Below are 25,184 nucleotides of genomic sequence, written 5' to 3'. Positions count from 1 at the left end.
CGCGAATAGAGCGGGTCGCGGCCGGGGCTGACCGCCCCCGCCCCCGAAGCGCCGCTGACTGGTCGCGCGGCTATCTATGCTGCGGGCGAGCAGAACGCCGAGGCCTTCGCCCGCGCCCTCTATGCCAACGCAGCCGCGCCTTTGGCCAACGATCCGGCGGCGGCGGCGGTCAGCCCCGGCCGCGACCCGCTCTATTCGCGCACCCTGAACGCCCTGATCGGCGTCGACTTCCGCGAGGCCAAGGGCGAGGTTCCCTATCTGAACTATGACCCTGTCTGCGCCTGTCAGGACGCCGACGGCTTCGCCCTGACCGGGCTGAAGATGACGCCCGATGGCGACAAGGCAGCCTTGGCCGATGTGACCTTCGCCAACCACGGCGAGACGCAGCAACAGACCCTGAAGCTGGTCAAGGAAGGCCCCATGTGGCGCATCGCCGACGTCGTCGACGCCAAGGGCAAGTCCCTGCACGACGCCCTGATGGCCATCGCGGAACGGGCCGAGAGCTAGCCGCCATCTGCGACAGAACCTCCGCTCGCTCAGGCAAGCGTCAGACGTACGAGCACCATGATACTTGTCATGAAAGCCGCCACGGCCATGCTGCCGATGACGGCAGTGAATATCTGATGCGCGTTCAGCTTCTTCAATTCTCACCCCTCCGAAAGCGGATCGTTCGCTGCAAACGGCCAGTGCTGCGGCGACGGACCGCCGCCGCCGCTTCGCCAACCGCTTGAGCTCTGCCGTCGCCAGGGCGACGAGGGCGATCCGTTCTGACGTCGGACGCCCCGCGCTGGCCTGCTTCAGGCCTGCCCCATGCGCTTCAGAGAGCCGCTAAGGACCGCAAAACGCCGTAAGGATTCCATGCGGTTTCCTTCACCACGCATCAGCGACGCATAAGCGCTGGGCGTGTATCGGGCGTGTTTGTACGACTGCGCCGCTGCATAATGGCGCTGTCACCCCGGACGGCCCGGAGGGGCGATCCGGGGCCCAGGCGCGAGACCTAAGGTTCGTGCGTAGACGTATTAACTGCCTGGGTTCCGGGTTCGCTGTGCGCCCCGGAATGACGAAAATGAGGCCGGTTCGCCGACCCTTAGCCCAGCACGGCCCTAGCCGCTGCCGCGTCCGCTTCGATCTGGACCTTGAGTGCGTCCAGGCCGTCGAACTTCATCTCGCCGCGCAGGAAGGCGATCAGTTCGGTTTCGAGGGTCTGGCCGTAGAGGCTCTCGTTGAAGTCCAGCAGCCAGACTTCCAGCAGCGGCTGTTCGATCTCGAACATGGGGCGGACGCCCAGGTTGGCGACGCCGTTGATGACCCGCCCGTCCGGCAGCCGGGTGCGGGTCGCGTAAACCCCGTAGGCCGGGCGCATATAGTCGCCCATGGCGATGTTGGCGGTCGGTACGCCAATGGTGCGGCCGCGCTTGTCGCCGTGGATGACCTCGCCCTGGATGGCGAAGGGGCGGCCCAGGATGGCGGCGGCGCGGTCCATGTCGCCGGCCTTCAAGGCCTCGCGCACGGCGGAGGACGACAGTTTAAGCCCCGAAACGTCGTCGATGCGGTCGGTGACGGAGACGGTGAAGCCCAGATCCTGTCCATAGGTCCGCAGCGCCTCGGGCGAGCCGGAACGGCCCTTGCCGAAGGTGAAGTCGAAGCCGACGGCGGCGTGGGCGACGCCCAGCCCCTCGGACAGGACGCGGCGGGCGAACTCTTCGTCCGTCATCCCCGCCATCTCGCGGTCGAAGGGGATCAGGTACAGGCGGTCGACGCCGAGCGGCGCCATGGCGCGGGCCATCTGGTCCGCGGTCATCAGGCGAAAGGGCGCGGCCTCGGGCTGGAACAGACGGCGCGGATGCGGGTCGAAGCTGACCACGGCCAGAGGCGCGCCCAGACGCTGGGCGGCGGCGCGGGCCGAGGCGATCACCGCCTGATGGCCCCGATGCACCCCGTCGAAAGCGCCGACGGCCACCGCCGCCCCGCGCTGCGAGGCCGGCAGGTCGCGCCAGTCGCGAATGACCTCAACCGTTTTGGAGACCACAGGAGACCTCAGCGGGCGGAGGGCTTACGCCGACGCGGCACGCGCACGACGGCGACCCCGTCCATGATCAGCTTGTCGCCGACAAAGCCTTCGCACTTCAACTCGACGCGGGCGCTGTCGGTCTCCAACTCGATTACCGTGATGACGATGCGGACCGAGTCGCCGATACGGACGGGGAAGTGGAAGGACAGGGTCTGCGAAATATAGATTGAGCCTGCGCCCGGCAGGATGGTGCCGACCACGGCCGAGCCGAAGGCGGCGCTGAGCAGGCCGTGGGCGATGCGTCCGCGATAGGCCGTCTTGGCGGCGAATTCTTCGTCCAGATGCACCGGATTGAAGTCGTCCGACGCCTCGGCGAACAGGCGAATCCGGTCCTCGGTGACGTGGACGGTCTTCTCTGCGGCCATGCCGACGTGGAGTTCATCGAGGATGTAACCGCCCGACGGATGCTGTGTGACGTATTCGACCATCAGCGGCCTTTACGGCAGGTGCGACGAAATGGCGAGCCTCACCACGCCAGTTCGAGCGCGGCGTAGCGGGCGAAGGTCGTCTCTGCCCGGAGCAATTCGCCGGCCAGAGCCGGATCGAGGGTTCCGTCCGCCCCCTTGGCGGCGTCGCCGTGGATGCCTTGGGCGATGAACAGGCAGTCCAGCGCCTGCTCGGCGGCGCCCAGAACATCCGTCACCACGCCGTCGCCGATACACAGGACGCGCGAGCGGTCGACGGGACGGCCCATCAGGGTCTGCGCCTCGCGCAGCGCCAGTTCGTAGATGGGGCCGAACGGCTTGCCCGCCATGACCACGCGGCCGCCCATGGATTCGTAGAGGTCGGCGATAGCGCCGCCGCAATAGATGATGCTGTCGCCCTTCTGCACGATGCGGTCGGGGTTGGCGCAGATCAGCTCCAGATCGCGTTCGACGGCGGGGATCAGGCGCTCGCGGTAGTCCTCGGGCGTCTCGGTCGCGTCGTTGTAGGGGCCGGTAACGGAGATGAAGGCCGCATCCTCGGCGCCGTGGGCGCTGGTCAGGTTCAGCCCCTCATAGAGGACGAAGTCGCGATCCGGGCCGATGATCCAGGCCGGGCCGGGGGCGCGGCGGGCCAGTTCGGCGCGGGTGGCGTCGCCGGAGGTGACGAAGGCCTTCCAGGCGTCGCGCGGCACGCCCAGGGCGTCCAGCTGCGCCACCACGTCCGACGAGGGGCGCGGCGAGTTGGAGATGAGGACGACATGGCCGCCCTTGGCGTTGAAATCGGCCAGGGCGGTGCAGGCCGTCGGCCAGCTCTCGCGGCCGTTGTGGATCACGCCCCAGACGTCGCACAGCAGGATGTCATAGTCGTCGGCGACGGCGGACAGGCGAGGCAGGGCGTGAGGCAGGGTCATGGCCCGGTTATAGCCTTCGAAACGCCGGGGGGAAGGCCGCAACCGCCCTCCTCTCTTGTTCGCTTTTCCCTCTTCGCCCTCGCCTCTCTTCCTGCTAACCGGCTTGGGACATGAAAATTTCTCGCCTCGCCTATGCCGCCTACGGCATCGCCCTCGTCGTCATCGTGCTGGACCAGTTGACCAAGGCCTGGGTCCTGAGCGCCATCGACGCGGCGCACATCTCGCAGATTCCAGACGGCTATCGTATCGCCGAAGTCGCCCCGCCCCTGTTCAACCTGACCTATGTGCTGAACACCGGCGTCAGCTTCGGCCTGTTCGGCGGCGGCGCGGGACGCTGGGTCCTGAGCGTCTTCTCGGTTCTGGTGGCGTGCGCACTGGCCTGGTGGGCGACGCGCTCGGACCGCAAGCTGATGATCGCGGCCATCGGCCTGGTCATGGGCGGAGCGCTCGGCAACGTCTTTGACCGCATCCGTTTCGGCGGGGTCGTGGACTTCCTCGATTTTTCGGGATCGGGCCTGTTTCCCTGGATCTTCAACGTCGCCGACGCCGGCATCACTGTGGGCGTGGTCCTGCTGATCCTGGACAGCTTCCTCTCCGAACGTCGTCCAACGGTTGGCGCGGCCAACGAAAAGTCGTAATCACCCCCTCTTCACTGTCGTCCCGAGCCAGCGCCGTTGGGCGCGCCTCCCGGAGCCGAGCTGACCTTATGCGTATTCGTAACGCCCTTACCGTGGCCCTTTTCGCCACCACCGCCCTCAGCCTGACCGCTTGCGCCAGCGTGAAGCAGGGCATTGGTCTGACCAAGGTCGTGCCGGACGAGTTCCTGACCGTCTCCAGCGCCCCCCTGTCGGTGCCGCCGGAGTACGGCCTGACCCCGCCGTCGCCGGGCCAGCCCCGCCCGCAGGAACTGGCCCCTGAAAGCGCCGCCCGTCAGATCCTTCTGGGTCAACGCCAGGCCGTGACCCGCACCGGCGGCGAACAGGCCCTGGTCAGCCAGGCCGGCGCCGACCGCGCCGACCCCCTGGCCCGCTATGTCGTCGACGATGAGTTCGGCGATCTGGCCCACAAGGAAGAAAGCTGGGCCAACCGCGTCATGTTCTGGCGCAAAGACGACGCCGCCAGCCAGGCGCCGACGGTCAGCCAGAGCGGACAGGGCGCGCGCACCATCGACGCCGCCTCTGAACAGGCCCGTCTGGAAGCCCTGACCGGCGGTCGCGAGGGCATCGCCATCACGACGCGTCGCGACAGCCGCTTCAAGCTGCCGGGCCTCTAAGACCTCGCTATCAGCGACTAGACCTGATTGTGGACGCGTCTGGCCCCTGGCCGGCGCGTCCTTTTCATTGGGAGCCTCCCCTGTCCGACACGCTTGATCTCGCCGCCCTGTCGGGGCTGGACCAGCTTCAACTAATGCTGGACGGCCGACTGCCCGCCGCCCCCATCGCCGAGACGGTGGGGTTTCGCCTGACCGATCTTGCCGAAGGCCGCGTGGTGTTCGAGGGCGAGCCGACCCTGGCGGTCTATAACCCTATCGGTTCGGTGCACGGCGGCTGGATCGCAACACTGCTCGATTCGGCCTGCGGCTGCGCCGTCCATTCCGCGCTGAGGCCCGGACAGGCCTATACGACGCTGGAACTGAAGACCGTCTTCCACAAGGCGTTGAAGGCCGGCACGCCGGTGCGCGCCGAAGGCCGCCTCATCCAGGCCGGGCGCCGCGCCGCCTTCTCCGAGGCTGATCTGCGCGGACTGGACGGGACGCTCTACGCCACCGCCACCTCCACTTGTCTGGTGATGGAGCGATCTTAAGCCGTCAGGGCGCGCGGCAGCTTGAACGAGACCGTCTCGCGGGCGCCGTCGTCCTCGGTCACGGTCGCGTCGAATCGGGCGCGGATGGCGTCGATCAGGGCCTCGATCAGCGGCTCGGGCGCCGAGGCGCCGGCGGTGACGCCGACCGTGGTCACGCCGTCGAACCACGACCAGTCCACGTCGCCGGCGTCATCGACCAGGCGCGCATCGCCCGCCCCGGCCTTCAGCGCCACATCGACCAGACGGGCCGAGTTGGACGAGTTCTTGGACCCGACCACCAGTACCAGCTGGCAGCCTTCGCCCAGGCGCTTGACCGCCTCTTGCCGGTTGGTCGTGGCGTAGCAGATGTCTTCCTTGTGCGGGTCCGGCAGTTCCGGGAATCGCCGCTTCAGCGCCGCCAGGATGTCGGCGGTGTCGTCCACCGACAGCGTCGTCTGCGTGGCGTAGGCCAAGGGTTGATCACCGGGCCGCTGGAAGTTTTCTGCGTCCGCCACCGTCTCGACCAGGCTGATGGCGCCGGGCGGCAACTGGCCCATGGTGCCGACGACCTCGGGGTGGCCGGCGTGGCCGATCAGGATGATGTGGCGGCCCTGTTCATGGTGGCGCTCGGCCTCGACATGGACCTTGGACACCAGGGGGCAGGTGGCGTCGAGGAACAGCAGTTCGCGCGAACGCGCCGTGGCCGGCACCGACTTGGGCACGCCGTGGGCCGAAAACACCACCGGGCGGTCGTCGGGGCATTCGTCCAGTTCCTTGACGAAGATCGCCCCCATGCCCTTCAGCCGCTCGACGACGTGGCGGTTGTGGACGATCTCGTGGCGCACATAGACGGGGGCGCCGAACTTCTCGATGGCGCGCTCGACGATCTGGATGGCCCGATCCACACCCGCGCAGAAGCCGCGGGGCGTGGCCAGGCGCACATTCAGCGGACGAGGATCAAGGGCGGAGGGCGAGACGGGCGCGTTCATGGGCCGGAACCTAGTCGTTCGAGGCCCTTACCGCCACCGGCTGCATGGTCGCGTTTGCCGCGCCTCGCTTTAGCCGCTATCAGCATCAAGCGTGCAGCGGTCGGCGCCGACTGTCGCGCGCTCCCTTTCGCTTGCCGGAAATGAAATTGATGCGTCGCGTCTTCACTGCCCTGGCCGCCCTGTCCGTGACAGCCGCGCTTGTTCCTACCGCCGCCTCCGCCCAGTTCGGCGGGCAGCAACGTCCCGGTCAGCAGCAACAGCAGCAGGAAGCGCCGCAAGCGCGCCCGATGCGGATCGCGCCGCTGAGCCGCCGCGCCAACGCCGGTCCCTGCCCCTATGTGAAGGTGCTGTACGACGCCGCCCGCTTTGTCGAACTGGCCGACTATCAGCGGCCTTCGATCGCCGGCGTCGGTTTCACGGGCGAAATCGAAGGCGTGACCGCCGACTGCGTCTATCGCGAGGCCGATCCGATCCGCCTGGACTTCAACGTCCTGTTCAACCTCGGCAAGGGCCCGCAGGCCAGCGGCGACGCCCGCACCTATCGCTATTGGGTGGCTGTGACCGAGCGCAACAGCGCCGTTCTGGCCAAGGAATATTTCGACCTGCCGGTGAACTTCGAGGGCCAGACCACGGCCTCGGTCCAGCAGGAACAGTCCATTGTCATCCCGCGCGCCGACGCCACCACGGCCGGTAGTAATTTCGAGGTCCTGATCGGCTTCGACGTCACGCCGGAAATGGCCGAGTTCAACCGCTCGGGCAGCCGCTTCCGCGTCACCGCCGGCCAGACCCAACCGAACCCCTAAGCACATGACCGATCTCAAGACCTCTCTCAGCGAAGCGGTCGCCGCCGCCTTCGCCGCCGAAGGCGTGGACGCAAGCCTGGCGCGCGTCGTCGCTTCCGACCGCCCTGACCTGGCCGACTTCCAGTCGAACGGCGCCCTGGCCGCCGCCAAGGCGCTGAAGGCCAATCCGCGCGAACTGGCCGGCAAGGTGGTCGAGCGCCTGAGCCATGATTCGCGCCTGTCGTCAGTCGAGGTGGCCGGTCCCGGCTTCATCAACCTGAAGCTGTCGAACGCGGCCCTGGCGCAGCGCGCCGCCGAGGTCGCGGCGGACGAAGCCCTGGCCGGCGCCTCGCGCGTCGAGCCGCGCAAGGTGGTGATCGACTACGGCGGCCCGAACGTGGCCAAGCCCATGCACGTCGGCCACCTGCGCAGCGCCATCATCGGCGAGAGCCTGAAGCGGCTGTTCCGTCTGCGCGGCGATGACGTCGTCGGCGACGCCCACTTTGGCGACTGGGGCTTCCAGATGGGCCTGCTGATCACCGCCTGCGGCGATGAAGGTCTGGCCGACGCCTTCATGGTCGAGGGCGACGGCCCCTTCCCGGTCGAAACGCCCGTCACCCTGGCCGACCTGGACCGCCTCTATCCCCAGGCCGCCGGCAAGGCCAAGGAAGACCCCGCCTTCCGCGACCGCGCCCGCAAGGCGACGGCGGAACTGCAGGGCGGCCGTCCCGGCTATCGCGCCCTGTGGCGGCACTTCGTCGCCGTCAGCCGCGAGGCGCTGAAGCGCGAGTATGACGACCTGTCGGTCGACTTCGACCTGTGGAACGGCGAGAGCGACGCCGATCCTCTGATGGCCGAGATGATCGCCGACCTGAAGGCCAAGGGTCTGCTGGTCGAGGACGCCGGCGCCCAGGTGATTCACGTCGCCCGCGACGGCGAAACCCGCAAGAAGAAGCTGGCCGACGGTTCGGTGGTCGAGGCTCCGTCGCCCCCGCCCCTGCTGGTCATCAGCTCGGAAGGGTCGGCCATGTACGGCACGACCGACCTGGCCACGATCCTGGACCGCCGCAAGTCCATCGATCCCGACCTGATCCTCTACGTCGTCGACGAGCGTCAGGCCGAGCATTTCGAACAGGTCTTCCGCGCCGCCTATCTGGCCGGATACGCGCCCGAGAAGTCACTGGAGCACCTGGGCTTCGGCACCATGAACGGCGCCGACGGCAAGCCGTTCAAGACGCGTGCGGGCGGCGTGCTGAAGCTGCGCGACCTGATCGACACGGCGACGGAAAAGGCGCGCGAGCGTCTGCACGAAGCCAAGCTGGGCGACGACCTGCCGACCGAAGAGTTCGAGGATATAGCCCGCAAGGTGGCGGTGGCCGCGCTGAAATTCGCCGACCTGTCGAACAACCGCACCACCAGCTACGTCTTCGATCTCGACCGCTTCATGAGCTTCGAGGGCAAGACCGGCCCCTATCTGCTGTATCAGGCCGTGCGGGTGAAATCCCTGCTGCGCAAGGCGGCGGAACAGAGCGTCGAGACCGCCCCCATCGTCATCGAGGAAGCGGCCGAGCGCGACCTGGCCCTGACGCTGGACGCCTTCGACGCGGCTACGGCGGACGCCTATGACAAGCGGGCGCCCAACCTGATCGCCGAACACGCCTATCGCCTGGCGCAGAGCTTCTCGAAATTCTACGCCGCCTGCCCGATCCTGGTCGCGCCGGACGCCGCCACCAAGGGCTCGCGCCTGGCCCTGGCCGCCGCCAGCCTGCACCAGCTGGAGACGGCGCTGGAACTGCTGGGGATAGAGACGCCCGAGCGGATGTAAGCTTCGCTCCGTCATCCCGGACGGCCCGCAGGGCCGATCCGGGACCGCCGGAAGCGCGACGATCTGAAATGTCGAGTCTTGGGCGCTCCGGCTCAGCGCCTCGCTCCGCGAGACTTGGCCGGGATGACGGGGGGGCGTGGCTTCGCTATGGTTCCGCCACCCTACGGAGCCCTCCCCCATGTCCCTCGACGCCTACATCGCCGGCCTGCCCAAGGCCGAACTGCACCTGCACATAGAGGGCTCGCTGGAGCCGGAGCTGATGTTCGAGCTGGCGCAGCGCAACGGCGTCGCCATCCCCTATGACAGCGTTGAGGCCGTGCGCGCGGCCTATGACTTCTCGAACCTTCAGGACTTCCTCGACATCTATTACGCCGGCGCCGCCGTGCTGCTGACGCGTCAGGACTTCGAGGATCTGGCCTTCGCCTATTTCCAGCGGGCCGCCGCCGACAATGTGCGCCACGCCGAGATCTTCTTCGACCCCCAGACCCATACCGACCGGGGCGTGCCCTTTGGCGTGGTGGTCGAGGGCCTGATCGCGGGTATGGACCGGGCCAAGGCCGAGTTACGCGTCACCAGCGGCCTGATCCTCAGCTTCCTGCGCCACCTGAGCGAGGACGAAGCCTTCGCCACGCTGGAGGCGGCCAAGCCCTACCTGCACCACTTCATCGGCGTCGGGCTGGATTCGTCCGAGGTCGGCCATCCGCCGGCCAAGTTCCAGCGCGTCTTCGCCGCCGCCCGCGACCTGGGCCTGAAGCTGTGCGCCCACGCCGGCGAGGAAGGCCCGCCTGCCTATGTCCACGAGGCCCTGGACCTGCTGCACATCGACCGCATGGATCACGGCAACCGCTCGATGGAGGACGAGGGCCTGATCGCGCGTCTGGCCGCCGAGCAGATGACCCTGACGGTCTGCCCCCTGTCGAACCTGAAGCTGTGCGTGGTCAAGGACCTGAAGGACCATCCAGTGCCCGAGATGCTGCGCCGCGGCCTGCACGTCACCCTGAACTCGGACGACCCCTCCTATTTCGGCGGCTATGTGAACGCCAACTACATCCAGTTGGCCAACGCCGTGGGTCTGACGCGGGAACAAGTGACGCTGCTGGCGAAGAACAGCTTCGAGGGGAGCTTCCTGAGCGAGGCTGACAAGGCGGAGCGGATCGCGGAAGTGGACGCCTACGCGGCGGCGCACTGATCCTATTTTTCGTCATCCTCCTGCGAGCCGCGCAGCGGCGCTGACCGGGGGATGACGGAAGATAGGGCTGCACCGCTTTCGGTCCACGCATGTTCCTGATATGTTCCAGTCATGGAGCGCCCCGGCCGACAGCCTGATGAAGACGCCGCCGGTCTGCGTTGGCTGTTCATCGACCTGAACGCCTTCTTCGCCAGCGTTGAGCAGCAGAGGAACCCGGACTGGCGCGGCAGGCCCGTCATCGTCCGCCCGGCCGCCAGCGAATACACCGGCGCCATCGCCGCCAGCTATGAGAGCAAGGCCTTCGGCGTCCGCACCGGGATGCAGGTGGCCGAAGCGCGCCGACTGTGCCCCGGCCTGATCGTCGCCGAGGCGCGGCCCGATCTCTATGTCGAAATCCACAAGCAGATCATGGCCGAGATCGACCGCCATGTGCCGGTGTGGAAGGTCGGCTCCATCGACGAATGTTCCTGTGAACTCATCGGCCCTGAACGGCAGGAGGCGAACGCCGTCGCCCTGGCTCGGCGCATTCAGGCGGGGATCATGAAAAATGTGGGCGAGTGCCTGCGTTCATCCGTCGGCTTGGCGCCGTCGCGCTTTCTGGCCAAGACGGCCTGCGGGATGCAGAAGCCCGCCGGGCTGACCATCCTGCGCGCCAACGAACTGCCCGGCGCCATCCTGCATCTGCCGCTGTCGCAATACCCCGGCATAGGTTCGCGGATGCGCGAGCGGCTGGCGGCGGCGGGCGTCACAAACACGGCGGACCTGTGGGCCATGACCGCCAAACAGGCCCGCGCCGTCTGGAACAGCATCGAGGGCGAGCGCATCTGGCGCGGCCTGCATGGTCTGGACAGCGAACCGACGCCGGTCAAGCCGCCCGCCTCCATCAGCCACAGCCATGTCCTGGCTCAAGCGATGCGCAACCCGGACAAGGCGCGAGCGGTGGCGCGACGGCTGATGGTCAAATGCGGGGCGCGGCTGCGACGGATGGGGCTGACCGGCGCCGGGATCAGCCTGCATCTCGACATGGGGCCGAAGGGCGCCAAGCGCGGCTGGGACACCACGGGCCTGACCCGCGCCGTCGCCCCGACGCAGGACACCTTCGCCCTGCTGGCCGCGCTGGACGCTCTGTGGCGCAAGGTCGAGCCAGAGCTTGAGGCCGGGCGGCTGAGCTATGTCGGCGTCGGCGTCCACGGCCTGAAAGCCCTCGACGCCTTCGAGGCCGACCTGTTCGAGATCGGCCCCGATCAGGACGGCCAGGCCCGGTCCTTGCGCCTCTCGCAGGCGCTGGACGAACTGAACCGTCGTTTCGGCAAGGATACGGTCAGCATCGGCCCCAATGCGGGTCTGCCCGACTATATCGGCGCCAAGATCGCCTTCACCCGCATCCCGGATGCGGAGGACTTTTACGAGTAGAAAGCTGTCTGCTTGCTCAGGCCGCCGCGATCTGATCGACTTCGTTGACCGAGCCGAGGGCCACCGGGATGCGCTGGTGCAGTTCGGTCGGGGTCACGTCCAGAATGGCCTGGGTCCCGTCCGTCGTCGCCTTGCCGCCCGCCTGTTCGATCAGGAAGGCCATGGGATTGCCTTCGTACATCAGGCGCAGCTTGCCGGGCTTGTTCGGCTCGCGCTTGTCCCACGGATAGAGGAAGACCCCGCCGCGCATCAGGATGCGGTGCACGTCGGCCACCATGGCGGCGACCCAGCGCATGTTGAAATTCTTGCCCCGAGGGCCGTCCGCGCCCTGCAGACAGCCGTCGACGTAGCGCTGCACGCTCTCGGTCCAGTGGCGCTGGTTCGACATGTTGATGGCGAACTCCTTGGTGTCCGCCGGGACCGTGATCCGCTCGTGCGTCATCAGCCACTGTCCGTCATGCGACAGGGTGAAGCCGGCCACGCCCTGGCCCGTGGTCAGCACCAACATGGTCTGGCCGCCATAGACGGCATAGAGCGCCGCGACCTGATGACGGCCGGACTGCAGGAAGTCGGCCTCGGTCGGCGTCGCCGAGGGCGCCTTCAGCACCGAGACGATGGTGCCGACCGGGGCGTTGATGTCGATGTTGGACGAGCCGTCCAGCGGGTCGAACAGCACCAGGTATTCGCCCGCCGGGTTGGTCGCGGGCTGGACCGTGTCCATTTCTTCCGACGCCACGCCCGCCACGGCCGGGCAGGCCAGCAGCATTTCCGTCAGGACATCGTTGGAGATGACGTCGAGCTTCTTCTGCTCCTCGTCCTGGACGTTGACGACGCCGGACGCGCCCAGGGCGCCGACCAGGGCGCCGCCCGAGACGATCTTGCGGATCTCGACGCAGGCGGCGGCGGCGACCGTCAGGGTCTGGGTCAGCGCCTGCGGCAGAGCGAGCGAGGCCAGGTGGGCGGCGAGGTCGGTACGGGCGGTCATGGCGGCCTTCAATCCTGTCACGAGAGCAGTTCGGCTCCTCATGGCCTTTCGGATCGTACACGGCAAGTCCGGCGCCGCTTGACTTCGGCCCGGAGTCGGGGCCTTAGGTCGAGCGCTCTCGCGGGAGAGATCGGCGGTCGTGTAACGGCTGTCGGGGCCGAAGGCGCAACCGCCCCGGAAACGCTCAGGCAAAAGGACCGCGAGGGCGCACGGACGCTGGAAAGTCGCCCCCCCTTCCCGGGATTCATGGGCGCGCCGACGGAGCAAGGCTGTTCGCCACCTGGCGACGGTCGGAATCTCTCAGGCTTCAGGACAGCGGGGGCGCGACGACGGCGAAGCTATCGCCGCAACCCGCGACCGGAGGATGCTCGATGAGCGACCAGGCCCTGAAGAACACCCCTCTCAACGCCGCGCACCGCGCGCTGGGCGCCCGCATGGTCGGCTTCGGCGGCTATGACATGCCGGTCCAGTACGAAGGCGTTCTGGCCGAGCACCGCTGGACCCGCGAACACGCCGGCCTGTTCGACGTCTCGCACATGGGCCAGGCCAAGATCACCGGCGCCGACGCGATTGCGCAGTTCCAGCGCTTCGTCCCTGGCGACTATGAAATCCTGAAGGCCGGCAAGCAGAAGTATTCCCTGCTGCTGAACGCCGAGGGCGGCATCATGGACGACCTGATGGCGGGCAAGCCCGACCATGACGGCCTCTATGTCGTGGTCAACGCCGGCAACAAGGACGCCGACTTCGCCTTCCTGAACGCCAATCTGGCGGGCGACGCCACGCTGATCGTGCTGGACGACCGCGCCCTGCTGGCCATCCAGGGGCCGGAAGCCGCCGAGGTCATGGCCAAGCACGAACCCGCTCTGGCCGAGATGGGCTTCATGGATTCGGCCCGTCTGATGCTGTTCGGCGTCGACTGCTTCGTCTCGCGCTCAGGCTACACCGGCGAAGACGGCTATGAGATTTCGGTGCCGAACGCCGACGCCGAGCGCGTCTGGAACACCATTCTGGAAGACGCCCGCGTGAAGCCGATCGGCCTGGGCGCCCGCGACAGCCTGCGCCTGGAAGCCGGCCTGCCGCTGCACGGCCACGACGTCGACGCCACGACCAGCCCGGTCGAGGCCGCGCTGACCTTCGCCCTGTCCAAGTCGCGCAAGGAAGCCGCCGACTTCAACGGCGCCGAACGCATCCTCAAGGAACTGGCTGAGGGCCCATCGCGCGTGCGCATCGCCCTGCATGTCAAGGAAGGCGCCCCGGCCCGTGAAGGCGCCGAGATCGCCGACATGGACGGAAATCTCATCGGCGTCATCACCTCGGGCGGCCCCTCGCCGACCCTGGGCCGCAACATCGCCATGGGCTACGCCCCGCCGGCCTTCGCCGCGCTGGGAACGGAGCTGAAAGTCATCGTGCGCGGCAAACCCGCCGCCGCCGAAGTCGTCGCCACCCCCTTCGTGGCCACCCGCTATTATCGGAAGCCGAAGGCCTAACCGCCTCCCCTTCCGTCATCCTCGGGCCTGTTCCGAGGATCCAGAAACACCGACGCCCGCCGTCGGATCTCGACCTTCCCACGTCGGCGGGTCTGGATCCTCGGCACAAGGCCGAGGATGACGAGTTAAACAGGCTGCTTCGGCCGCATGAGGAAGATCGAAATGCGCTTCACCAAAGATCACGAGTGGGTTCGCCTCGAGGGCGACGTCGCCACGGTCGGCATTTCCAAGCACGCGGCTGACGCCCTGGGCGACGTGGTGTTCGTCGAGACGCCGGAAGCCGGCAAGAGCTTCAACCAGGGCGACAGCTTCGCCGTGGTCGAAAGCGTCAAGGCCGCTTCGGACGTCTACGCCCCCGTCTCGGGCGAAGTGGTCGAGGGCAACGCCGCCCTGGCCTCGGCCCCCGAAACCGTCAACGCCGATCCCGAAGGCGAAGGCTGGTTCGCCAAGATCAAGATTTCGGACGCTTCGCAGGTCGAAGCCCTGATGGATCAGGCCGCCTACGACGCCTTCCTCGCCACGCTGTAAAAGAAGCCCTCCCCTCGAGGGGGAGGGTTGGGAGGGGTGGAGGCATCCCCCCTTCCCATCTGAACTCCGATCGGCGCCACCCGAGTTTCTTTCGGCGACCGCCTGCCAACACCCCATCCCAACCCTTCCCCCTCGAGGGGAAGGGCTAGGAGTCAAAGATGCGCTACCTCCCCCTGACGCCCGACGACCGTGAGGCCATGCTGGCCGCCATCGGCGTCAAATCCATCGACGACCTCTTCGTCGACGTGCCGCAGGCCGCGCGCCGCGACGGCTTTGTCGACCTGCCCCGCGTGGCGGGCGAGCTTGAGGTCGAACGCGCCCTCTCGGCCATGGCGGGCAAGAACGCCACGGCCGGAACCGTCCCCTTCTTCTGCGGCGCCGGCGCCTACAAGCACCACGTCCCGGCTACGGTCGATCACGTGATCCAGCGGTCGGAGTTCCTGACCAGCTACACGCCCTATCAGCCGGAAATCGCGCAAGGGACCCTGCAGTACCTGTACGAGTTCCAGACCCAGGTCGCGAACCTGACCGGCATGGAAGTCGCCAACGCCTCCCTCTACGACGGCTCGACCGCCATGGCCGAGGGCGTGCTGATGGCCACCCGCGTGACCCGCCGCAACAAGGCCGTCATCTCGGGCGGGGTGCATCCCCACTACGTCAAGGCGACGGAGACCGTGGTTCACGCCGTCGGCGTCGAGACCCAGGCCCTGACCGCCGCCGTTGACGCCGAAGACGCCGTCATCGCCGCCATCGACAAGGACACGGCCTGCGTCGTCGTCCAGACCCCGAACGTCTTCGGCACCGCCACCGACGTCACCAAGATCGCCGAGGCCGCCCACGCCGCCGGCGCCCTGCTGATCGTCGTCGTGACGGAAGCCGTGTCGATGGGCCTGCTGAAATCGCCCGGCGAAATGGGCGCCGACATCGTCGCGGCCGAGGGCCAGTCGATCGGCAACGCCCTGAACTTCGGCGGCCCCTACATCGGCCTGTTCGCCACGCGCGAGAAGCTGCTGCGCCAGACGCCCGGCCGTTACTGCGGTGAAACCGTCGACGCCGACGGCCGTCGCGGCTTCGTCCTGACCCTGTCCACGCGCGAGCAGCACATCCGCCGCGACAAGGCCACGTCGAACATCTGCACCAACTCGGGCCTCTGCTGCCTGGCCTTCACCATCCACATGAGCCTGCTGGGCGAGACGGGCCTGCGCCAGATGGCCCTTCTCAATCACGAGAAGGCCGTCGCCACGCGCGACGCCCTGGCCGCCATTCCCGGCGTCGAGGTCCTGACCCCGCGCTTCTTCAACGAGTTCGCGGTCAAGCTGCCCAAGAACGCCGCCGAGGTGGTTCAGACCCTGGCCGACAACGGCGTCCTGGCCGGCGTGCCCTACAGCCGTCTGGCCCCGGAAGCCGGTCTGGACAATGTCCTGCTGGTCGCCGCGACCGAGACCACCCTGGACGCCGACATCAAGATCCTGGCGGCCTCGCTCGCCAAGGTCCTGGCGGCCTGATGATCCGCTCGCACCCCGTCTTTGTGGGTGTGGCGCTGGCCCTGTCCGCTTGCTCGGAATCCGGTTCTCCGGAGTCCGATGCGTCGGTGGGACTGGCGGCCAGTGAAGCGTTGGCTCAGCGCGTCAGCCCATCGGCAATTCGATTGGCTGACGACACCTGCATCGACACTTCGCAACTGCCGAAGCCGTGGACGCAGGAGCCAGAAACCTCGCCCAACATCCTCAAGGTCGCTGCAGCCGGCGGGGCGATCCATGTCATCCCGTTTGAGCGTGAAGGCTATGATACAAGCTTTGACGGCGAACCTCATGACGGCAAAGTCCGCGTGAGCCTGTCTCGCGGTCCTTGGGGCGACAACGCTCATTCCTCCCTTGAGGCGGTCGAGCGAAGTGTCGCCGAAGGGCTGCTCAAGCGCACCTCCCCCTGGGGAGCCAAAAGCGATCTTTCCGCCTACAGCGGCGTTGGCGACACAAAATATGTGAACCAGCAGGACACGATTCGGTGCCGCGACTACAGCGCCTCGATTTCCTGCCACCTCCTGACCTCTGATCGGCAAGTGAGGTTCGGCGTCCTCTTGGATGACGCTGAGCGCACCCGTCTGCCCGAAGTCCTCGACATCATCGCCACGGCCGTTAACGCGACCCGCGGCCCTTGCCCTTCCTCTGCTGTGAAAGCCACATCATGAGCACCATGAACACTGTCGGCCGTCCGACCGCCCCGAACGCCCTGCCGGACAACGACTACAAGCACCCGACCCTGACGGGCGCGCGCGGCCTGTTGCAGGACGAGCACCTGATCTTCGAAGGCGAAGGCTGGGGCAAGACCGGCGTCGACCTGCCCAAGCCCAAGACCGACGGCTCGGACCTCGGTGATCTGGTCCGTCGCGACCCTATCGGCCTGCCGGGTCTCTCGGAGCCTGAGACGATGCGCCACTATGTGCGCCTGTCGCAGAAGAACCACGCCATCGACCTGGCCATCTATCCGCTGGGCTCGTGCACGATGAAGCACAACCCGCGCCTGAACGAGAAGATGGCGCGTCTGCCGGGCTTCTCGGACATCCACCCGCTGCAGCCGCAGTCGACGGTTCAGGGCGCGCTGGAGCTGATGGACCAGCTGGCCCATTGGCTGACGACGCTGACGGGCATGCCCGCCGTGGCCCTGTCGCCCAAGGCCGGCGCTCACGGCGAACTGTGCGGCCTGATGGCCATCCGCGCCGCCCACGAAGCCAAGGGCGAGCATGAGCAGCGCCGCAAGGTTCTGGTCCCGACCTCGGCCCACGGCACCAACCCGGCCACTGCCGCCTTCGTCGGCTATTCGGTGGTCGAGGTCGCCCAGACCGACGACGGCCGCGTGGACGTGGCTGACCTGGCGTCCAAGCTGGGTCCGGACGTGGCGGCCATCATGGTGACGAACCCGAACACCTGCGGCCTGTTCGAGCGCGACATCCTGGAAATCAGCCGCCTGACGCACGAAGCGGGCGCGTATTTCTACTGCGACGGCGCCAACTTCAACGCCATCGTCGGCCGCGTTCGTCCGGGCGACCTGGGCGTCGACGCCATGCACATCAACCTGCACAAGACCTTCTCGACGCCCCACGGCGGCGGCGGTCCGGGCGCCGGTCCGGTCGTGCTGTCGGAAGCCCTGGCCCCCTTCGCCCCGGCCCCCTGGGTCGTGAACACCGGCGACGGCTACAAGCTGGTCGAGCGTGAGGAAGACGAGGCGGCCCAGGCCTTTGGCCGCCTGTGCGCCTTCCAGGGGCAGATGGGCATGTATGTGCGCGCCCTGTCCTACATGATGTCGCACGGCTCGGACGGCCTGCGTCAGGTGGCCGAGGACGCCGTCCTGAACGCCAACTACATCAAGGCCCGCCTGTCGGACCTGATGAGCGCCGCCTTCCCCGAGGGACCGTGCATGCACGAAGCCCTGTTCGACGACGAGTGGCTGAAGGGCACGGACATCACCACGCTCGACTTCGCCAAGGCGATGATCGACGAGGGCTTCCACCCGATGACCATGTACTTCCCCCTGGTCGTCCACGGGGCCATGCTGATCGAGCCGACCGAGACGGAATCCAAGCAGGAGCTGGATCGTTTCATCAACGCCATGCGCCTGCTGGCCGAGGCGGCCAAAGCCGGCGACGTCGACCGCTTCAAGGGCGCGCCCTTCCATGCGCCCCTGCGGCGTCTGGACGAGACCCGCGCCGCGCGTTCGCCGCGTCTGCGCTGGTCCGCCCCGGAAGGCTCGAACATCGCCGCCGAGTAGGACCGCGATACCCGATCTGAAGTAGAGCGCCGTGTCTTTCGGGACACGGCGTTTTGCGTTTCTGCGCCTCTAACGAAAGCTTCACCCCCACGCCACGGTTCGGCCTTGTCGCGCGTGTCTAGAAGAGTGTGACAGCATCGCCACGTTAAGCGTGAACTTCCGAGAGGAAGGAGCGCGCCGCACGCGGAGGCGTTGTCCCCCTGCCTCCTCCCCGACTGTGACGCCTGTGACCCTCGCCCTGATCCCCTTCCGCGCCGACAGCCGGCCTCGTCAGAGGCCTGGACTGCTGCGTCGTGCGAAACGGCTGGGCATGATGGCGCTGGGCTTCCTGATCATCGGCCTGGGCATCCTGATCGCCCCCCTGCCCGGCCCCGGCGGCGTGCCCGTCATCGCCCTGGGCCTGGTGCTGCTGCTGCGCAACTCGTGGTGGGCCAAGCGGCAGTTCATCCGCGCCCAGTACGCTCGGCCGAAGTGGGTCTATCCCTTCCGCCGCCTGATGCGGAAGAACCCGGAGATCGCCCCTGTCTTCTGGCAGCAGGCCCTGCGCGCCGAGAAGGTAGTCCTGCGCAAGCGTCCGTCGCGGCAGTTGATCCGCGCCCGCAAGCGCATCCGTCGCTTTTTCCGCAAGCTCTTCCGCTAAAAAGCCACATTTCATCGCACACGGTAACGTGAACGGCGGATCAGCCCGTTGAGCGCCGATCGGCGTATGCTTCCCCCTGCGTAGTCAAAAGGCAGATGGCGTTGGGAGGCGCTTTTCTCATGATGTCACGCGTAAAACAGGGAATCGTCGCCGGCTTCATTGCGACCGTCGCGGTCTCCATCCTTGAAGCGGTGAACCTGCTGTTCGCCAAGGTCTTCGATCCCTTTCCTGAAATCGTCGCCCGCATGTTCGGGTTGGGCGGCAATCTGGCGGCGGGCTGGGCCATCCACTTCGTCATCGGGTCGCTGATCATGGGGCCGCTGTTTGCGGTCATCTATTCCCGGCTGCCCACCAACACGCCTGAGACCAAGGGCATCCTGTTCGCCGTGGCGGCCTGGGTGGCGATGATGCTGATCATCACCATGATGGGCGATCCGCGCACCTTCTCCGGCAGCGCGGGCTTCGGCACCTTCGGCTGGATGCTGATCACCCACATGATCTTCGGCGGGGTGATGGGCAACGTCTTCGCCCGGCTGCTGGCGCGCGAGAAGCGCACCGCCGGCTTCATCCACGGCGCGCCCGCCCACTGATTGCGGCGCTCCGCTGAAACGCAAAAGGCCCCGCCGTCGCCGGCGGGGCCTGATGTGCTTGTCGCTGTAACCGCGATCAGTTCAGCTTGTCGCCGATCTGGGCGATGGCGGCGTCCATCAAGGGGTCGGTCGTGGCGACGGCAAGACGGGCGGCCAGAATGTCCTGAGCCGCCTTGGCGGCCAGTTCAGCGGCGGCGGCCTTGACCTCGGTCGTGGCCTGGGCCTCGGCCTGGGCGATCCGACGCTCGGCCAGGGCCTGACGACGGGTCAGGGCCTCTTCCAGACGTACCTTGGCTTCGGCCTCCAGACGGCGAGCGTCGGCTTCGGCGGTCGCCAGCATGTCAGCGGCCTGGGCTTCGGCTTCAGCCTTTTCCAGACGGATCTGGGCCAGCATGGCTTCGGCTTCGGCGCGCAGGCGGGCAGCTTCGTCCAGTTCCGACTGGATCTTGGCGGCCTTGTCGTCCAGCGCCTTGGCGACCATTTTCGGCACGCCCACGGCGACGACGATGGCGATGAAGATCAGCAGGCCGACGAGAACCCACAGTTCCGCGCTGGTTTTGACGTCCCAGAAATGGGGATCGAAGAACATGTTCATCAGGCGGCTCCCTTGACGGCGGCGTCGGCCTCGGCGGCCGTCGGGGCCTTGCCGGTCAGACGCTCGACGATGGCGCGCGTGGTGTCCGAAGCGATCGCCGCAGCGTGAACCATGGCGCCGTCGCGGGTGGCCGCGATGGCCTTCTCGGCCTCGCCGACGCGAGCGGCGACGGCGGCTTCTTCCTCGGCCTGACGGGCCTGGATTTCAGCAGTCACACGAGCCTTGGCGGCGGCGGCGGTCGCGCGGGCGTCGGCGCGGGCCTTCTCCAGGTCGGCCTTGGCGGCCTCGGCCTGGGCGGCGGCTTCGGTCTGGACCGAACGCGCGGTGGCGACGGCGGAAGAAACGGTCTCGGCCCGTTCGTCGATCACGCGGCGCAGACGCGGCGCGAAGACCTTGGCGACGAGCACATAAAGAATAGCGAACAGGATCAGCAGGTAAACGGCCTGCCCGGCCCAGTGCTGGAACTCGAACTGCGGCAGTCCGCCGGCGTCATGCTCGGCAGCGGCGGCAGCCGCGTTGGCGGGCACGTGCCCGGTTTCGGCCGCGTATTCGACGGCCTGTTCCACCGGCAGGACCGGGGGCGGAGCAGAGGGGGTTGCAGCCATGATTATCCGTCGCGAAAGCAGATGCGGCGGCGCAGCCGGTCAGGCGCGCCGCCGCTGATCAAGTGTTCGGGTTTAGCCGAGCCAGATCAGGATGCCGAGCACGAAGGCCAGGATGCCCAGGGCTTCGGCGAGGGCGGCGCCCACGAACAGGTTGCCGACTTGCGACGCGGCGGCAGCCGGGTTGCGCAGGGCGCCGGCCAGGAACTGGCCGAAGATGTTGCCGACGGCCAGAGCCGAACCAACCATACCGATGGTGGCGATACCGGCGCCGATGAACTTGGCGGCTTCAGCTTCCATAATGATATTCCTAATTCTTGGAGCGTTTGGAGGGTGGGTTAGTACTGGTCCGCAGCCTTAATGGCCATGACCCAGGTTGACCACATCATTGAGATAGATGCAGGCCAGAACAGCGAAAACGAAGGCCTGAAGGAAGGCCACGAGGAACTCAAGCGCGGTCAGAGCGATGACCATGCCCAGCGACAGCGCCGCCACAGGCAGGGCGAACAGGCCCACGCCGCCCGCCAGCGCCACGCCCATGAGCGAGACGATGAAGCCGGCGAAGATCTTCAGCGCCACGTGACCGCCCAGCATGTTGCCGAACAGACGAAGCGCCAGGGTGACGGGACGCAGCAGAAAGGAGAAGAACTCGATCAGGCCGACGACCGGACGCAGCAGCAAGGGCGCGCTGGTCGGCCAGAACAGGCCGAAGAAGCCCAGGCCGTTCTTGGCGATGCCGATGATGACCACCAGGGCGAAGGTCAGGACGCCGAAGGTGGCGGTGACGGCCAGCTGCGAGGTGGCCGTGAACGTCAGGAACATGCCCAGCAGGTTCATCATCAGAACCAGCATGAACAGGGTGAAGACGAACGGGAAATACTTGCGGCCGTCGTGGCCGATGATCGACTGAGCGAGGTTGTCGATCATGCCGAACATGGTCTCGCCCGCCGCCTGCAGACGGCCCGGCACCACCTGGGCGCGCGAGGTGGAGACCTGCAGGAAGGCGATCACCAGCACAAACGCCAGGGTCATCGCCAGGTGCGAGTTGGTGAAGGCCAGGTGGACCGTACCAATGACCGGCAGGGTGACTTCACCGAAGTCGAGGCCGGGCAGCGGCGTGATCTGGAACTGATGAATCGGATCGGCCACGGGCCTTTCGCTCCTTAGTCTTCTTCTTCGCCGGCCTCGACGTAGGGAACGGTTTTCGCCGTCACACCTGCCGCCAGGGCCTGCGCCATCAGCCGATTGGCTGTCCGGCGCGCCATGTAGATCGCCAGGGCGAAGCCCAGAAGGACTCCGACCAAAAGGCCCCAGGGGCTCGTACCGAACAAGCGGTCGAAGCCGAACCCGAGACCCAGACCAACGAAAACACCGCCGAGCAGCTCGGCGATGATCTTGTAGGCCTGCCCCGTCACCGCGTGTGCAGCGAACTCGGCCGATTGCTCGACCTTGGTCCTGCCCTCCAGCGCGGATGCGCTGTCGTTGAGGCGTTTCATCGCCTCTTCGCGCGATTCCGTCATCGGGGACATGGGCCTATTCGCTCAGCATCCGACATAGGGCCGGAACGGGTCTGAATTCGGCGCGGAACCTATAGCCGGGGGGGCTTCAGGTCAAGGCGCGCCAACCCTTAGTTAAGTTTATGTTTTTCAGCATCTTACGCTTAAGCAGCAAACAGGCGTGGCGATGCGTCGCTGCCGGGGCCGTCAGTCGCCGTCCGCACTGACGAAATCCTGGGCGAACTCGGGCGATCCGTCGTCCAGCGCCGTCAGCAGATCCTCGCCTTCGCTCTCGCCGCTGCGGGTGGGATCGGGCACCTCGAAGCCGACCGGGATCGACAGGTCCAGCAGGCCCGCGGCCTTCATCTCCTGCACGCCCGGCAGGTCATAGAGGCTGGCCAGGCTGAAATGCTCCAGGAAGCGGTCGGTCGTGGCGTAGGTGACGGGACGGCCCGGCGTGCGCCGGCGCCCGCGCAGCCGCACGAAGTCCATCTCCAGCAGCAGATCCAGCGTTCCCTTGGACAGGGAGACGCCGCGCACGCTCTCGACCTCGGCGCGGGTGCAGGGCTGGTGGTAGGCGATGATGGCCAGGGTCTCCAGCGCAGCCTTGGACAGGCGGCGCGGTTCGTCGCGTTCCTCGGTCATCAGGAAGGCGAGATCGGGGGCGGTGCGAAAGCGCCAGCGGTCGGCCACGCATTCCAGCTCGACCCCGCGCCCCTGATAGCGTTGGCGCAGGGCGGCTATGGCCCGGCCCGTGTCGACGCCCTCGGGCAGACGGCGCGCGATCTCGGCCGCCGACAGCGGGGCGGCGGCGGCGAACAGCAGGGCCTCGACCCGGCGTTCGATCTCGGCGTCGTCGGGGGTGAAAACGAGATTAGACATTTGGGACGTTTTCCAGTGCCGCTGCACCCTCTCCACCCGTCATCCTCGGGCTTGTCCCGAGGATCCAGAGACTCGACGCTGATCGAAGAATACGCCGCGCCCCACGAAGCAAGGATGCGTTTCTGGATCCTCGGGACAAGCCCGAGGATGACGAGGAAAACAACGCGGGGATGAGCGGACATTGCGAAATCACGGCGTCAGCTCCAGCGGCTGGCCGAGGCCCCGACGTTTGAGGAAAAGCTCGGCGAAGGCCTCGGCCTGGCGCACGTCCATGGCCCCCTCCTTCACCAGCTCCAGGCTGGCCGACAGGGTGGAGGCGGTATAGCTGGCCTGGCTGGGGCCCTCCCCGTCTTCGTCCTCGCGGACGGGCGCCACCTGATCCAGCGGGGTCCAGTCGGCCAGACGCGGCATCATGGAGCGCAGCCAGTCGCGCGCGGCCTCCAGCTGGAAGGCCTCGACCCGCTGGCCCGGCGCATAGTTGCGCCGCTCCTCACGGCGGCGCTGGGCGACATAGGCGGCCATCAGCTCATAGAGGCTGGCGTCCACGCGGTCCGAGGGGATGATGACGGTGGCTTCCGGGTCGCCGCGCGTGAAGACGTCGCGCTTCAGCTGCGGGCGGCTGGTGATGGCCTCGACCGAGCGGCGCATGGCCTCCAGCTTTTGCAGGCGAAACGCCAGGGCGGCGGCCATTTCCTCGGCCGGTGGCTCCTCGGCCTTGCCCTTTTCGGTGCGCGGCAGCAGCAGGCGCGACTTCAGGTAGGCCAGCCAGGAGGCCATCACGAGGTAGTCGGCGGCCATTGCGAAGTTGCGCCGCCGGGCCTCGTGAACGAAGGCCAGATACTGTTCCGCCAGCTTGGTGATCGACAGCTTCAGCAGGTCCACCTTCTGCGTGCGCGCCAGCGCCAGCAGGACGTGCAGCGGTCCTTCATAGCCTTCCAGATCGACGACGAAGGCCTCTGTGGCGTCTGCGTCGGCGACGGCGGCGAAGTCCAGATTGGGCTGGAACGCCTGATCCATCTTTTACGCCTGCGCCTCGCCGACGTCCGGCCCCTTGGCGGCGTCGAAGCGCCCGTTCAGGGCCGCCTCCAGCCGGGCGCGGGCCTCGGCCACGTCCAGCGGTTCGGGCGTGTGGATGATGCGTTTCAGCGCGGCCTCGGCGCGGCGTCTGGCCTCGCCCTTCAGCTTGCCGGTCCCGTCGGCGACCTGACGCATTTCGTCGAGGTCGCCGTTGCAGTGCAGGATGACATCGCAGCCGGCCTTCAGCGACTGTTCGGCGCGCTGGGTCAGAGTCCCCGACAGGGCCTTCATCGACAGGTCGTCGGACATGATCAGGCCGGAGAAGCCCAGATGCTCACGCATCAGGCGGATGCCCTTCTTGGACGTCGTGGCGGGGCGCTTGGCGTCGACGGCGGAGAAGACGACGTGGGCCGTCATGGCCATCGGCATGTCCGACAGGGCCTTGAACGGGGCGAAGTCCCAGGCGTCCAGCGTCTCCAGATCGGTCTCGACCACCGGCAGGTCATGGTGGCTGTCGGCGAAGGCGCGACCGTGGCCGGGGATGTGCTTGATGATGGGCAGGACGCCGCCCGCCAGCAGACCTTCCGCCGCCGCCCGGCCCAGTTGGGTCACAGTGGCGGGGTCTTGCGCATAGGCGCGGTCGCCGATGATGTCGTGGGCGCCCGGCACCGGCACGTCCAGCACCGGCACGCAGTCCACGGTGATGCCCAGCGCGCGCAGGTCGTGAGCGATCAGACGCGCGCCCAGACGCACCAGCTCGCGCGCCGCCATCGGGTCGTTGACGGCCTTCAGATAGGCCGAACCGGGCGGATACTTGGGCCAGTGCGGCGGGCCGAGGCGCTGAACCCGGCCGCCTTCCTGGTCGATCAGGACGGGAGCGTCGGCGCGGCCGATGCTGTCGCGCAGCTCAGCGACCAGGGCCTTGACCTGATCGGGCGTGTCCACGTTGCGGCGGAACAGGATGAAGCCCCAGGGGCGGACCTCGGCGAAGAAGGCGCGCTCCTCCGCCGTCAGCCTGTGGCCGGAACAGCCGTAGATGGCGGCGGAGGTCATGCGTCTACTTTCCCGCTCGTCTTAGCGGACGATGCAGTCGCGGCCGGCGGCCTTCAGCGCGTTGCAGAAGGCGACGGCGCGGTCGCGGCTCATGCCGGTGAAGGTGGTGCGATAGACGGTCGAGCCGTTGGCGGCGGTGACTTCCTGCACCCGCTTC

General features: G+C 67.4%; 28 protein-coding genes and 2 riboswitches. Of the genes, 15 read left to right on the top strand and 13 right to left on the bottom strand.

The features are described from left to right. Positions 1–27: 27 nt before the first annotated feature. On the top strand, positions 28–507 hold the full coding sequence (locus tag DXK21_RS11125; protein WP_114817842.1) for a DUF3828 domain-containing protein: 480 nt from the start codon (positions 28–30) through the stop codon (positions 505–507). 580 nt (positions 508–1,087) lie between these two features. Here DXK21_RS11125 and DXK21_RS11120 read toward each other — a convergent pair. Genes DXK21_RS11120 through DXK21_RS11110 form a run of 3 tightly spaced genes read right to left on the bottom strand, consistent with a single transcriptional unit; the run spans position 1,088 to position 3,407 of the window. Further along, positions 1,088–2,029: a bifunctional riboflavin kinase/FAD synthetase gene (locus tag DXK21_RS11120; RefSeq protein WP_114817841.1), complete on the bottom strand. Its 942-nt coding sequence runs from the start codon at positions 2,027–2,029 to the stop codon at positions 1,088–1,090. Positions 2,030–2,037: 8 nt separating this feature from the next. Beyond that, positions 2,038–2,499, bottom strand: coding sequence for a MaoC family dehydratase (locus tag DXK21_RS11115; protein WP_114817840.1), 462 nt, complete (start codon positions 2,497–2,499; stop codon positions 2,038–2,040). A gap of 38 nt (positions 2,500–2,537) precedes the next feature. After that, positions 2,538–3,407 (bottom strand): TIGR01459 family HAD-type hydrolase, encoded by an 870-nt coding sequence (locus DXK21_RS11110; protein ID WP_114817839.1) that lies wholly within the window; start codon positions 3,405–3,407, stop codon positions 2,538–2,540. Between the two features lie 110 nt (positions 3,408–3,517). On the opposite strand from DXK21_RS11110, the gene lspA reads away from it, so the two are divergent. From lspA to DXK21_RS11095, 3 genes are all read left to right on the top strand, one after another. After that, entirely contained in the window at positions 3,518–4,045 is a 528-nt protein-coding gene (gene lspA / locus DXK21_RS11105; protein WP_114817838.1) for a signal peptidase II, read from the top strand. Positions 4,046–4,113: 68 nt separating this feature from the next. Next, positions 4,114–4,680: a DUF3035 domain-containing protein gene (locus DXK21_RS11100; protein WP_114817837.1), complete on the top strand. Its 567-nt coding sequence runs from the start codon at positions 4,114–4,116 to the stop codon at positions 4,678–4,680. 29 nt (positions 4,681–4,709) lie between these two features. Further along, positions 4,710–5,210, top strand: a complete 501-nt coding sequence (locus tag DXK21_RS11095) for a PaaI family thioesterase (RefSeq protein WP_245945189.1) — start codon at positions 4,710–4,712, stop codon at positions 5,208–5,210. Here the strand turns inward: DXK21_RS11095 and ispH are convergent. Next, entirely contained in the window at positions 5,207–6,178 is a 972-nt protein-coding gene (ispH, locus tag DXK21_RS11090) for a 4-hydroxy-3-methylbut-2-enyl diphosphate reductase (protein ID WP_114817835.1), read from the bottom strand. The genes DXK21_RS11095 and ispH overlap by 4 nt on opposite strands. A gap of 149 nt (positions 6,179–6,327) precedes the next feature. On the opposite strand from ispH, the gene DXK21_RS11085 reads away from it, so the two are divergent. The 4 genes from DXK21_RS11085 to DXK21_RS11070 all read left to right on the top strand — a co-directional run bounded on the left by DXK21_RS11085 (position 6,328) and on the right by DXK21_RS11070 (position 11,387). Next, positions 6,328–6,981, top strand: a complete 654-nt coding sequence (locus DXK21_RS11085; protein WP_114817834.1) for a Tat pathway signal sequence domain protein — start codon at positions 6,328–6,330, stop codon at positions 6,979–6,981. A gap of 4 nt (positions 6,982–6,985) precedes the next feature. Then, positions 6,986–8,785: an arginine--tRNA ligase gene (gene argS / locus DXK21_RS11080; protein WP_114817833.1), complete on the top strand. Its 1,800-nt coding sequence runs from the start codon at positions 6,986–6,988 to the stop codon at positions 8,783–8,785. A gap of 178 nt (positions 8,786–8,963) precedes the next feature. Further along, positions 8,964–9,974, top strand: coding sequence for an adenosine deaminase (locus tag DXK21_RS11075; RefSeq protein WP_114817832.1), 1,011 nt, complete (start codon positions 8,964–8,966; stop codon positions 9,972–9,974). Positions 9,975–10,085: 111 nt separating this feature from the next. Further along, complete coding sequence (locus tag DXK21_RS11070) at positions 10,086–11,387, top strand: Y-family DNA polymerase (RefSeq protein WP_114817831.1); 1,302 nt, start codon at positions 10,086–10,088, stop codon at positions 11,385–11,387. A 16-nt stretch (positions 11,388–11,403) separates the two neighbouring features. Here DXK21_RS11070 and DXK21_RS11065 read toward each other — a convergent pair whose 3' ends face one another. Then, positions 11,404–12,372 (bottom strand): class 1 fructose-bisphosphatase, encoded by a 969-nt coding sequence (locus tag DXK21_RS11065; protein WP_114817888.1) that lies wholly within the window; start codon positions 12,370–12,372, stop codon positions 11,404–11,406. A 111-nt stretch (positions 12,373–12,483) separates the two neighbouring features. Then, a riboswitch (glycine riboswitch) is annotated at positions 12,484–12,582 on the top strand. Between the two features lie 4 nt (positions 12,583–12,586). After that, positions 12,587–12,690, top strand: a riboswitch (glycine riboswitch). A 53-nt stretch (positions 12,691–12,743) separates the two neighbouring features. Here DXK21_RS11065 and gcvT point away from each other — a divergent pair. The 7 genes from gcvT (at position 12,744) to DXK21_RS11030 (ending at position 19,382) form a co-directional block, all read left to right on the top strand. After that, positions 12,744–13,859: a glycine cleavage system aminomethyltransferase GcvT gene (gene gcvT / locus DXK21_RS11060; RefSeq protein ID WP_114817830.1), complete on the top strand. Its 1,116-nt coding sequence runs from the start codon at positions 12,744–12,746 to the stop codon at positions 13,857–13,859. Between the two features lie 162 nt (positions 13,860–14,021). Then, positions 14,022–14,387: a glycine cleavage system protein GcvH gene (gcvH, locus tag DXK21_RS11055; protein ID WP_114817829.1), complete on the top strand. Its 366-nt coding sequence runs from the start codon at positions 14,022–14,024 to the stop codon at positions 14,385–14,387. A 158-nt stretch (positions 14,388–14,545) separates the two neighbouring features. Then, on the top strand, positions 14,546–15,892 hold the full coding sequence (gene gcvPA / locus DXK21_RS11050; RefSeq protein WP_114817828.1) for an aminomethyl-transferring glycine dehydrogenase subunit GcvPA: 1,347 nt from the start codon (positions 14,546–14,548) through the stop codon (positions 15,890–15,892). Next, positions 15,892–16,575 carry a hypothetical protein gene (locus DXK21_RS11045; RefSeq protein WP_114817827.1) on the top strand — a complete coding sequence of 228 codons (684 nt, stop codon included), beginning with the start codon at positions 15,892–15,894 and terminating at the stop codon, positions 16,573–16,575. The genes gcvPA and DXK21_RS11045 overlap by 1 nt, the downstream gene beginning before the upstream one ends. After that, complete coding sequence (gene gcvPB, locus DXK21_RS11040) at positions 16,572–18,152, top strand: aminomethyl-transferring glycine dehydrogenase subunit GcvPB (RefSeq protein WP_162790643.1); 1,581 nt, start codon at positions 16,572–16,574, stop codon at positions 18,150–18,152. Before DXK21_RS11045 ends, gcvPB begins: the two co-directional genes overlap by 4 nt. A gap of 226 nt (positions 18,153–18,378) precedes the next feature. After that, positions 18,379–18,792 carry a PGPGW domain-containing protein gene (locus tag DXK21_RS11035; protein WP_245945188.1) on the top strand — a complete coding sequence of 138 codons (414 nt, stop codon included), beginning with the start codon at positions 18,379–18,381 and terminating at the stop codon, positions 18,790–18,792. A gap of 119 nt (positions 18,793–18,911) precedes the next feature. Further along, the gene (locus tag DXK21_RS11030) at positions 18,912–19,382 is read left to right on the top strand and encodes a DUF6789 family protein (protein WP_114817826.1); all 471 of its coding nucleotides are present in this window, start codon (positions 18,912–18,914) and stop codon (positions 19,380–19,382) included. 76 nt (positions 19,383–19,458) lie between these two features. On the opposite strand, the gene DXK21_RS11025 is transcribed toward DXK21_RS11030, so the two are convergent. From DXK21_RS11025 to nagZ, 8 genes are all read right to left on the bottom strand, one after another. After that, positions 19,459–19,977 (bottom strand): F0F1 ATP synthase subunit B, encoded by a 519-nt coding sequence (locus DXK21_RS11025; RefSeq protein ID WP_114817825.1) that lies wholly within the window; start codon positions 19,975–19,977, stop codon positions 19,459–19,461. Next, complete coding sequence (locus DXK21_RS11020) at positions 19,977–20,582, bottom strand: F0F1 ATP synthase subunit B family protein (RefSeq protein WP_114817824.1); 606 nt, start codon at positions 20,580–20,582, stop codon at positions 19,977–19,979. Before DXK21_RS11020 ends, DXK21_RS11025 begins: the two co-directional genes overlap by 1 nt. 72 nt (positions 20,583–20,654) lie before the next feature. Continuing rightward, positions 20,655–20,879 (bottom strand): F0F1 ATP synthase subunit C, encoded by a 225-nt coding sequence (locus DXK21_RS11015; protein ID WP_046651755.1) that lies wholly within the window; start codon positions 20,877–20,879, stop codon positions 20,655–20,657. A 57-nt stretch (positions 20,880–20,936) separates the two neighbouring features. Then, entirely contained in the window at positions 20,937–21,728 is a 792-nt protein-coding gene (locus DXK21_RS11010; RefSeq protein ID WP_114817823.1) for a F0F1 ATP synthase subunit A, read from the bottom strand. A gap of 14 nt (positions 21,729–21,742) precedes the next feature. After that, complete coding sequence (locus tag DXK21_RS11005) at positions 21,743–22,108, bottom strand: AtpZ/AtpI family protein (RefSeq protein WP_245945187.1); 366 nt, start codon at positions 22,106–22,108, stop codon at positions 21,743–21,745. Between the two features lie 174 nt (positions 22,109–22,282). After that, complete coding sequence (scpB, locus tag DXK21_RS11000; protein ID WP_114817822.1) at positions 22,283–22,957, bottom strand: SMC-Scp complex subunit ScpB; 675 nt, start codon at positions 22,955–22,957, stop codon at positions 22,283–22,285. A 189-nt stretch (positions 22,958–23,146) separates the two neighbouring features. Beyond that, complete coding sequence (locus DXK21_RS10995) at positions 23,147–23,974, bottom strand: segregation and condensation protein A (RefSeq protein ID WP_114817821.1); 828 nt, start codon at positions 23,972–23,974, stop codon at positions 23,147–23,149. Positions 23,975–23,977: 3 nt separating this feature from the next. Next, positions 23,978–25,027 (bottom strand): beta-N-acetylhexosaminidase, encoded by a 1,050-nt coding sequence (gene nagZ / locus DXK21_RS10990; RefSeq protein WP_114817820.1) that lies wholly within the window; start codon positions 25,025–25,027, stop codon positions 23,978–23,980. Positions 25,028–25,184: the final 157 nt, after the last annotated feature.

This window comes from Brevundimonas bullata (genome assembly GCF_003350205.1).
Lineage (GTDB): Bacteria > Pseudomonadota > Alphaproteobacteria > Caulobacterales > Caulobacteraceae > Brevundimonas > Brevundimonas bullata.
This window is presented reverse-complemented; position numbering and strand designations above follow the sequence as displayed.